General features: G+C 48.3%; 1 protein-coding gene. It reads right to left on the bottom strand.

What is annotated here, in order from left to right:
- Positions 1-103 precede the first annotated feature (103 nt).
- On the bottom strand, positions 104-355 hold the full coding sequence (locus tag ACOCD2_RS26325; RefSeq protein WP_293654046.1) for a GIY-YIG nuclease family protein: 252 nt from the start codon (positions 353-355) through the stop codon (positions 104-106).
- Positions 356-505 lie beyond the last annotated feature (150 nt).

Raw genomic sequence — 505 nt, 5'->3', positions numbered from 1 at the left:
ACCGCCATAGCGGCTGATTGCGCATGCGGCGGTAAATGGCGATGGTTTTGTCCGCTTTCATTCTGATCTGGGCTCAGTGGTAGTTGCTGCTGATTACAGTTCACTAACCGTCAGAATCCTTATTGTATTTTGGATTTCTCCCCTGATTCTTGCGATAGGTAGCAAGCCGATCAGTCTCTTTTTTCTTGGCTCCATCCTCGGTCATGCGCCTTGAGGTGACATTCATGTGCCCGAATTTCTTGCCATCTTCCCGATGCTGTTGTTCGCGTCGTTCTGGGTCATTGGTAGTACCAACATACACAACCTTATTCCCCTGTTTCAGTTCATAAGTAACCGTGTCTTGTTTTTTTGCCATTAGAAAATCCTGTTAAATATGGTTGCCATAACCCCGTCAAGCGTGTCTTCGGCCTCGTGATAGATTTTGGGACATCCCAGTCCCCAAAATCGACTCGGCCTTTGACAACCTATTTGTGCCCCAGCCGTCCTGGTCACCAAGCACTACGCA

It is taken from the genome of Thiolapillus sp. (assembly GCF_048562965.1).
Lineage (GTDB): Bacteria > Pseudomonadota > Gammaproteobacteria > Chromatiales > Chromatiaceae > Thiolapillus > Thiolapillus brandeum_A.
The sequence above is the reverse complement of the archived record's forward strand: the minus strand, read 5'-3'. Positions and strand labels throughout refer to the sequence as shown.

Excerpts from the sequence above, each read along its gene's own strand:
- ACOCD2_RS26325 (WP_293654046.1), bottom strand. The coding sequence starts at position 355 with ATGGCAAAAAAACAAGACACGGTTACTTATGAACTGAAACAGGGGAAT.